The sequence below is a fragment of the Hydrogenophaga sp. genome (assembly GCF_051007235.1).
GTDB lineage: Bacteria > Pseudomonadota > Gammaproteobacteria > Burkholderiales > Burkholderiaceae_C > Hydrogenophaga.
The window spans coordinates 1-8,735 of sequence record NZ_JBPCSJ010000445.1 but is presented as its reverse complement, the minus strand read 5'-3'; the positions used below and the strand labels follow the sequence as shown (position 1 = coordinate 8,735).

The following is an 8,735-nucleotide window of genomic DNA, read 5'->3' as shown; positions in this document are numbered from 1 at the left end:
TCGATGTCCATCGAGTCGAGCACCTGCTCGCTCATCTCGCGATCGGACAGGCCGCCGCAGCGGGAAATGATGCGATCGGCCAGCGTGGATTTGCCGTGGTCGATGTGGGCGATGATGGAGAAATTGCGGATGTGATGCATCGGGAAACCGGCTCGAATGGGGCGCTTGGCACCGGGGTGCAGGCCTGCGCGCGAAGGCCATAAAAAAGGGCGCGTCAGCTGTTGACGCGCCCTAACCAACAATCAATGGCAACTGCGATAGTTGGGGTTTCATTGTAGGCAAAAAGCCCAGAATGCACACCCTCGGATCGCCCGCCGAGGCTTGTTGCAGCGCAGCAACACGAAAACTATCTACAACTTATCCACAGACTGTTGCACACCTCTTGTGGGTCTGCTGTGGATGTCATCTGGACAAGCTGTGCACTTCCCGCATCGTGAACCACGACGCCGGATGAACAGCACAAAGCCGGCCAGTTATGCCCCGATTTTATCGAATTCGATCATCGGGCCATTTTTGATTGTGAGCATTCACTGACTTTTGGGGGGTGTCAACGCCTCCGACCAGACGTCGGCCGGTGTGGCAAAACGACCACCCACCGAACCGATACCCGGCAATCCCGGGCAGGCTGGGGGGTTATTTCCCCCTTGCCTCAGGCCGACCGACCACTCAACGCGCGGGGCGGATGACAGCGTACTGTGCCCACTCGCCGCGGCGGAACAGCACGTTCACCGGTCGCGCCTTGTCCTGTCGCGCCAGCGCGGCTTCGAACTCCTTGACGCTGCCCACCTCGGTGTTGGCGACGGCCACGATCACGTCGCCCTCGCGCAGACCGGCACGCGCGGCCGCGCCGTCAGCCGCGACCACGCGCACGCCGCCCTTGAGATCCAGCTCTTTCTTTTGCGCCGCATTCAGCTCGGCCAGGGTCAGCCCCAGCGACTGCGCCGCGGCAGAGGCCTGCGGTTTGGTCGGCTCGGGCGCAGCGGCGCGCTGTTGCGGGCGATCGGCTTCGAGTTCGGCCACGGTCACCGTCAGATCGCGTTGCCCGCCGCGACGGAACACCGTGAGCGTGCTCTTGCTGCCCGGCTTGGTGTTGCCCACCAGGCGCGGCAGATCCACCGACTTGTCGATGGTCTGTCCATCGAACTTGAGGATGATGTCGCCCGGCTCGACGCCCGCCTTGGCGGCAGGCGAGTTGGGCTCCACACCGCGCACCAGCGCACCGCGGGCCTGCCCCAGACCGATGGACTCGGCCACCTCTTTGCTGACCTGATCGATCTGCACACCGATGCGCCCGCGCGTGACGCGGCCGCTGGACTTGAGCTGGTCTGACACGCGCACCGCTTCGTCGATGGGAATGGCGAACGAGATGCCCTGGAAGCCACCCGAGCGCGAGTAGATCTGGCTGTTGATGCCCACCACCTCACCGCGCATGTTGATGAGCGGGCCACCCGAGTTGCCCGGGTTGATCGCCACGTCGGTCTGGATGAACGGCAGGAAATCGCCGGTGTCGCGCTTTTTGGCGCTGACGATGCCGGCCGTCACGGTGTTCTCCAGGCCTAAGGGCGAGCCGATCGCCATCACCCATTCGCCCACGCGCAGGCGGTTGACATCGCCGATGCGCACGGCCGGCAAACCCGTGGCTTCGATCTTGACCACCGCCACGTCGGTGCGCTTGTCGGCGCCCACGATCTTGGCCTTGAACTCGCGCTTGTCGGGCAGGGTCACGATCAGCTCGTCAGCGCCATCAACAACGTGCGCGTTGGTCATGATCAAGCCGTCGGCGCTGAGGATGAAGCCCGATCCGACACCCCGAGGTTGCGGCTCTTCCTGGCCATTGCGCTCCTGGCGCCCGCGCGGGGTCGCGCCCGGGGGCACGGGAATCCCAAAGCGCTTGAAGAACTCCAGCATCTGCTCGTCGGCCGAACTGTCCGACGCGCTGGCCTTTTCCAGCGTGCGGATGTTGACCACGGACGGCCCGACCTGATCGACGAGATCGGTGAAGTCGGGCAGACCGCGCACGCTGGCCGTGGCCGCACCGCTTTGCGCCGCCGCCGGCAGGACCGGCACAAGTGCCAGGCAGGCCACCGCCAGGGCGGAGGTCAAGGCACTGCGCCCCCAGGGCGCACGAGAAGATTCACGAAGCATGCTGCAAGCTCCTCAAGAACAAGTTTCAAAAAGTGGGGGCTGGTCCGTTGCGCTTCAAGCCCGCAGCGCCGCCAGGTGGGCGGATCAGCGCGTGCGTTCCAGCGCGAGGGCAAAACGCCGCAGCGTGGCCGGCGGGACCTCGCCCATGGCCGTGAGCCAGTGGCTGCCCACACGCCGCGTGACCGAGTGTGTGGCCCCCATGACCGCTGACTTCTCTTGTGTGTGGCGCGCCGCGTCGTAGGGTTCAACGAACAGTGAGACCGAGGCCAGCCCATCGGAGAACACCCACTGCATGGGCGCTCCACCCGCAGGGGCGCCCTCTGGGTCGCGGGTGTGGCAGCTCATCGGCAGAAAACCCGGCACCGGCTCTTTCAGCCGCCAGCCTTCGGCCTCAGGCGTGGTCTTGCGCAACACCGGCTTGTGCAGTTCGTAGCCCTTGGTGTCGTTCATCAGCTGCCGGAGCTTGTCCATGCGCACCGGCGCATCCAATTGCAGTTCGGTGAAGGCCACCTGCTCCAGCACGGCGCCCTGCTCGCCCAGGGTCTGCATCTTGACCACCAGGCCGGTCTTCTTTTCCGACCAGATGCGGTAACCAAACCGCAGCGCATCCTTGGGCGTGATCTCGACCACATCGGCCAGGTGCCCGGCCACGCGTTCGGCAGCGCTTTCCTGCACCCCATAAAACTCGGGGATCTGGTTGCTGGGCGCACGCAACAGCGCTGGGAACAACCCCAGAGACTCGCGCTTTTCCACCCAGGCCGTCTTGGACTCGGGCACGAAGGTGATCACTTCGCTGTTGCGCCGCACGGTGGTGCGCGGAGCGCCGGTCAGCGTCTCGACACGCTCCATCTGCTGCGTGCCATCGCACACGTGCCAGATGCGCGAGGACGACATGGCCGAGCCCGCCGACACCACCAGGGTGCCCATGTAGGCGCGTTGACGCGAGGCCTCGTGCAGACGTGTGAGCCACTCGGTGACGCTGCGTCCCGAGTTGGGCTGGGTCTGCGCCAGCACAGGAGCGTTCAGTACGGCCGACAAGGCCAGCAACAACGCCCCAGACCAGCGCCGACGCACCGATGCGGTGGCGCCGTGGGTTGCAAACACAGACCGGGTGGACAACGGCAAGGCAAGGCTCATGGCGGCTTCAGCGCTGGGGGGAGGCGGTGTAGGTGGCATCGCGCAGGAAACCAGCCGGCATCTGCAGCGCCGACATGCCGCCGTACTGGCGGTGCTCGGCCAGCAACTGCTCCAGGCGGGCGTCGCGCAACACCGGGCCTTGCGCCGTGTTCACCACAACCGCGGTGGACGGTTCGGCCGGCTGGACCGCGTTCACGAGCGACACCCCGCCCGGCGACGACATCAGCGCCATCTGCGGACCGGCTGCTGCGCCGCCGGAGGACGCCGGCGCACCGCCGATCACGCTCCAGCTGACGGCCATGACCGCGGCCAGCGAGGCGAAACCCGCCACCATCTTCCAGCGGAACACGGCGTCGTTGGCGGCCGGTACACCCGCCGGCAGCGACACGGACACCGCTGCAGGAGACGAAGCCAGTGCCAGATCGGCTTGTAGCCGCGCACGCACGCCCGCCACAAACGCATGTGGCGGCACACCCGCCGGCTGCGGAGCCCCACCGCGCAACACTTCGCCAATGACCTGGTACCCACGGCACGTGCTGCGCAGGTCGTCGTCTTCGGCAAGGGATTGCAGCAACGCGTCCAGCGCCTGCACATCGAGCTCGCCGTCGACCAGCGCCGACAGATCGCTGCCCGGCTCGCCCCTGGTCGAGGGGCCGTGGTCGGTGGACTGGCGGGTAGCGCCCGCAGGGGCTTGGTGGTGGTGGTGTGCGGCGGTCATCTTCGTGTTCCCAAAAATCTCAGGTGTCCTCGGCGCGGGTCAGCCCCGGGGCTCACCAGCGTTTGCCCGACTGGTGTTCCAGCATGGGCTTGATGCGGCTGGAAATCGCCTCGCGCGCCCGGAAGATGCGCGAACGCACCGTGCCGATAGGACAATCCAGCGCCTGAGCGATTTCTTCGTAACTCATGCCTTCCATTTCACGCAGGGTGATGGCCATGCGCAATTCCTCGGGCAGTGCATCCAGCGCGGCATTCACCGCCTGGGCGATCTCCTTGCTGGCCAGCACTGCATCGGGGGTCTCTTCGTCGGCCACCTGTGCGTTTAGTTCGCGTTCGGGCGAGGAAGTTTCATCGTCGTCCCCCGATTGCAGCTGGGACTGGAAAACCAGCGGGTCGCGCTTGAGTTCCAGCAGCTGCTTTTTGGCCGTGTTGACCGCGATGCGGTAGAGCCAGGTGTAGAACTGGGCGTCCCCCCGGAACTGGGCCAGCGCCCGGTAAGCGCGCACGAACGTCTCCTGGGCGATGTCGGGCACGAGGTCCACGTCGCGCACCATGCGGCCGATCAGGCGCTCGACACGGCGCTGGTATTTGATGACCAGCAGATCGAAGGCCCGCTGCTCACCTGCCAGCGTGCGTTGCACCAGCATGGCGTCGCTGTCGGGGGTGGGCGGAGCGGTGTGGTCTTCGGAGGTGGTCATGCAACAGGCGATAGGGCCGGGAAAATATACCCCATCGCCCTGCCAGAGCGCCGGCAGTGGTCAGCACTACCCTCGGCGGGCGTGGTTCGTGAGCGCACGCCGCATGTCATCCCAGTGCCTGGGGGCGCTCCTGGCCTCCAGCCAGAGCCAGCGAGCCCGCTCGGTGTGCGGATAGATACGGAGCAGCAGTGTGGTCTGCGCATCCAGCACCCACTCCACACGGGCCAGGTCGGTCGACGACAGTCCGTCGCCGTGCCAACGCCAACCGCCAGGGCGATCGCCAGACAAAGCGGTCGAAGCTGCGGCTTGGGCGTCCCACTGCAACCGACCAACAGGCGAAAGCCACCAGGCGCGCAGCGCCCATGCCGTCCACCCCATCCAGACGCACCCACCGCCCCAGAGCCACAGCGCGCTGGCAGACGGCCACAGCACCGCCAACAGCACCAGCGAAAGCATTGCAAGCCCACTGATGACGATCAGCACGCGCCCCTGAACAGCACAACGCCCCACCGGATACGTCACCGATGGGGCGTTACGCATGAAAAGTCAGCGATCAGGAGACGCGGATCAGGCGCGCTTGAACACCAGTGTGCCGTTGGTGCCACCGAAACCGAAGTTGTTCTTCACGGCCACGTCGATCTTCATGTCCCGCGCCGTGTTGGCGCAGTAGTCCAGGTCGCACTCGGGGTCCTGGTTGAAGATGTTGATGGTCGGCGGGCTCTTCTGGTTGTGCAGCGCCAGAACGGTGAACACGCTTTCAATACCGCCAGCCCCACCGAGCAGGTGCCCGGTCATGGACTTGGTGGAGTTCACCACCGTCTTTTTGGCGTGGTCGCCCAGCGCGGCCTTGATCGCGTTGGTCTCGTTCACGTCGCCCAGCGGCGTGGACGTGCCATGCGCGTTCAGGTAATCCACCTGGTCGGCGTTGATACCGGCGTTGCGCAGGGCGTTCACCATGGCGCGGCGCGGGCCGTCCATGTTGGGTGCGGTCATGTGGCCGGCATCGGCACTCATGCCATAGCCCACCACCTCGGCGTAAATCTTGGCGCCACGCGCCTTGGCGTGTTCGTACTCTTCGAGCACCATCACACCCGCGCCCTCGCCCAGCACGAAACCATCTCGGTCCTTGTCCCAGGGACGGGACGCGGTGGCCGGGTCGTCGTTGCGGGTGGACAGCGCGCGCATGGCGGCAAAGCCACCCACCCCCAACGGAGATACCGTGCCTTCGGAACCACCCGCCACGATCACGTCGGCATCGCCATACTCGATCTTGCGCGCGGCTTCACCGATGCAATGCAGACCGGTGGTGCAGGCCGTGACCACAGCGAGGTTGGGCCCCTTGAAGCCGAACCGCATGGACACATGGCCCGAAATCATGTTGATGATCGAGGCGGGCACGAAGAACGGGGAGATGCGGCGCGGGCCGCGGCTCGTGTATTCGCCGTGGGTCTCTTCGATCAGCGGCAGACCGCCGATGCCCGACCCGATGATGCAACCGATGCGCGTCGCTTCTTCTTCACCCAGCGCTTCGCCCGTGGGCAAGCCGGAATCGACCACGGCCTGGTGGGCAGCGGCGATCCCGTAATGGATGAAACTGTCCATGGTCCGCGCCTCTTTGGCGCTGATGTAGGACTCCAGATCAAACCCTTTGACCTCACCCGCGATCTTGCACGCGAAGTTCGACGCATCGAACTTGGTGATGAGACCGATACCGGATTGACCAGCGAGGATGTTGGTCCAGGCTTCAGCCACCGTGTTGCCCACGGGACTGATGCAGCCCAGACCGGTCACGACGACACGGCGGCGGCTCATGGATCGATCAGGCCTTCTGGTGGCTCATCGCGTAGTCGATGGCGTTTTGGACCGTGGTGATCTTCTCGGCGTCTTCGTCGGGGATCTCGATACCGAATTCGTCTTCGAGGGCCATGACCAGTTCCACGGTGTCGAGCGAGTCGGCGCCCAGATCGGCCACGAAAGCCTTCTCATGGGTGACCTGACCTTCTTCCACGCCGAGTTGTTCGGCAATGATTTTCTTCACGCGTGCTTCGATATCGCTCATAAGTCCCTCTGAGGGTGGTTGAAATACAGACCGCCATTTTAGCCGGGCTAGGGAGAGGCCCCTAGACGGCCCGCCGGGCGGCTTTGTGCGACGTGTTTGGGATGCTCAGGCCATGAACATGCCGCCGTTGACGTGCAACTCCTGCCCCGTCACATAAGCGGCTTGCGGACTGGCCAGATAAGCCACCGCGTGCGCGATGTCGGCCGGCTTGCCCAGGTGGCCCAGCGGAATCTGGACCAGCAAGGCTTTCTGCTGCTCTTCGGGCAACGCAGCGGTCATGTCGGTTTCGATGAAACCCGGGGCCACGCAATTGACGGTGATGTTGCGGCTGCCCAGCTCGCGTGCGAGCGCGCGGGTCATGCCGGCCACACCCGCCTTGGCCGCAGCGTAGTTGGCCTGACCGGGGTTGCCCGATGCGCCGACCACGCTGGTGATGCTGATGATGCGGCCATAGCGCTGCTTCATCATGGGCCGGATCACGGCACGGCTCATGCGGAACACCGCTTTGAGGTTGGTGTCCAGCACCGCGTCCCAGTCGTCGTCTTTCAGGCGCATGGCCAGCATGTCGCGCGTGATGCCGGCGTTGTTGACCAGCACCTGCAAGCCGCCATGGGCCTTGGTGATCTCGTCGATCAGGGCCTCGGCCGCAGCTGCGTCGTTGACGTCGAGCTTCGCACCGCGGCAACCGTCCGCCGCACCGGCCACCGTCTTGAGCGCCGCTCCAATCTTGGCAGCACCATCGTCGCTGGTGGCGGTGCCGATCACGATCAGGCCCTTGGCCGCCAGTTCCGCCGCAATGGCCGCGCCGATGCCACGCGAGGCACCCGTGACCAAGGCCACCTGGCCCGCGAATTTCACTTCAGACATTCTGGTTTCCTTCTTCCGCCGGACTCAGGCCAGCAAGGTCTTGACTTCCGCCAGGGTGGCCGGGTCGTACAAGGCCACGCCCATCAGTTCGGCATCGATGCGTTTGGTCATGCCGGCCAACACCTTGCCGGGACCGCACTCGACCAGGGTGCCGATGCCGCGCCCCTTGATGGCTTGTACGCATTCCACCCAGCGCACGGGGCCGAAGGCCTGACGGTACAGCGCGTCGCGGATGCGCTCGGCATCGATTTCCACCGCCACGTCGATGTTGTTGATCACCGGGATCTGCGGTACGGCAAAGGCGGTGGCAGCCAGCCGCTCGCGCAGCTTGTCGGCGGCCGGCTTCATCAGGCTGGAATGGAACGGTGCGGACACCGGCAGTGGCAGCGCACGTTTGGCACCGTTGGCCTTGAGCACCTCGCAGGCCTTGTCGACAGCCGCCTTGCTGCCGGCGATCACGGTCTGCGCGGCGTCGTTGAAGTTCACCGCCTCGACCACCTCGCCACTGCCGGCCGCAAATGTGGCCTGCGCTTCGGCGCAACCCGCTTTCACCTTTTCAGCGTCCATCCCAAGGATGGCGGCCATCGCGCCAGTGCCCACCGGCACGGCTTCTTGCATGGCGGCGGCGCGAAAGCGCACCAGCGGCGTGGCCTGCGCCAGCGTCAGCACGCCCGAGGCGACCAGGGCGCTGTACTCGCCCAGTGAATGACCGGCCACGGCCGCGGGCAGCGAACCACCCTCGGCACGCCAGACGCGCCAGGCGGCCACAGCGGCCACCAGCATCACCGGCTGGGTGTTGGTGGTCAGGGCCAAAGCCTCTTTCGGGCCGTCTTTGATCAGCGCGCCCAGGTCTTCACCCAATGCATCGGAGGCTTCTTTCAGGGTCTCGGCCACCACGGGGTGATCGCCCCAGGCGTCCAACATGCCGACCGATTGGGAACCCTGACCCGGAAAAACGAATGCAAAAACGCTCATGGCGATGAATCCATCGATTGGAAAGAACGTGCGGTTAGAAATCGACCAACACCGCGCCCCAGGTGAAGCCGCCCCCCACGCCTTCGAGCAGCAGGGTGTCGCCTTTTTTCACCTGGCCTGCGCGCACCGCATGGTCC

Annotated in this window: 11 protein-coding genes; all 11 read right to left on the bottom strand. The window is 65.4% G+C overall.

Annotated elements, in window-relative coordinates; all coding sequences use genetic code 11:
• Nucleotides 1-140: GTP-binding protein (locus ACR2JA_RS15890; RefSeq protein ID WP_434010047.1), on the bottom strand; the 140-nt coding region annotated here is incomplete at its 3' end.
• Nucleotides 141-666: 526 nt separating this feature from the next.
• On the bottom strand, nt 667-2,145 hold the full coding sequence (locus tag ACR2JA_RS15885; protein ID WP_434010045.1) for a Do family serine endopeptidase: 1,479 nt from the start codon (nt 2,143-2,145) through the stop codon (nt 667-669).
• Nucleotides 2,146-2,229: 84 nt separating this feature from the next.
• A complete protein-coding gene (locus ACR2JA_RS15880) occupies nt 2,230-3,282 on the bottom strand; it encodes a MucB/RseB C-terminal domain-containing protein (RefSeq protein WP_434010044.1) in 1,053 nt (350 codons plus the stop codon).
• Nucleotides 3,283-3,289: 7 nt separating this feature from the next.
• On the bottom strand, nt 3,290-4,000 hold the full coding sequence (locus ACR2JA_RS15875) for a sigma-E factor negative regulatory protein (protein WP_434010043.1): 711 nt from the start codon (nt 3,998-4,000) through the stop codon (nt 3,290-3,292).
• Nucleotides 4,001-4,052: 52 nt separating this feature from the next.
• Entirely contained in the window at nt 4,053-4,697 is a 645-nt protein-coding gene (gene rpoE, locus ACR2JA_RS15870; RefSeq protein WP_434010042.1) for an RNA polymerase sigma factor RpoE, read from the bottom strand.
• Nucleotides 4,698-4,763: 66 nt separating this feature from the next.
• The gene (locus ACR2JA_RS15865) at nt 4,764-5,180 is read right to left on the bottom strand and encodes a hypothetical protein (RefSeq protein ID WP_434010041.1); all 417 of its coding nucleotides are present in this window, start codon (nt 5,178-5,180) and stop codon (nt 4,764-4,766) included.
• Nucleotides 5,181-5,264: 84 nt separating this feature from the next.
• The gene (fabF, locus tag ACR2JA_RS15860; protein WP_434010040.1) at nt 5,265-6,509 is read right to left on the bottom strand and encodes a beta-ketoacyl-ACP synthase II; all 1,245 of its coding nucleotides are present in this window, start codon (nt 6,507-6,509) and stop codon (nt 5,265-5,267) included.
• A gap of 7 nt (nt 6,510-6,516) precedes the next feature.
• Nucleotides 6,517-6,756: an acyl carrier protein gene (gene acpP / locus ACR2JA_RS15855; protein ID WP_310564630.1), complete on the bottom strand. Its 240-nt coding sequence runs from the start codon at nt 6,754-6,756 to the stop codon at nt 6,517-6,519.
• Nucleotides 6,757-6,861: 105 nt separating this feature from the next.
• Nucleotides 6,862-7,623: a 3-oxoacyl-ACP reductase FabG gene (gene fabG, locus ACR2JA_RS15850; protein ID WP_434010039.1), complete on the bottom strand. Its 762-nt coding sequence runs from the start codon at nt 7,621-7,623 to the stop codon at nt 6,862-6,864.
• A 24-nt stretch (nt 7,624-7,647) separates the two neighbouring features.
• Nucleotides 7,648-8,598: an ACP S-malonyltransferase gene (gene fabD, locus ACR2JA_RS15845; RefSeq protein ID WP_434010038.1), complete on the bottom strand. Its 951-nt coding sequence runs from the start codon at nt 8,596-8,598 to the stop codon at nt 7,648-7,650.
• A 34-nt stretch (nt 8,599-8,632) separates the two neighbouring features.
• Nucleotides 8,633-8,735, bottom strand: a 103-nt coding sequence (locus ACR2JA_RS15840; protein ID WP_434010046.1) for a 3-oxoacyl-[acyl-carrier-protein] synthase III C-terminal domain-containing protein, incomplete at its 5' end; no start/stop codon positions are given.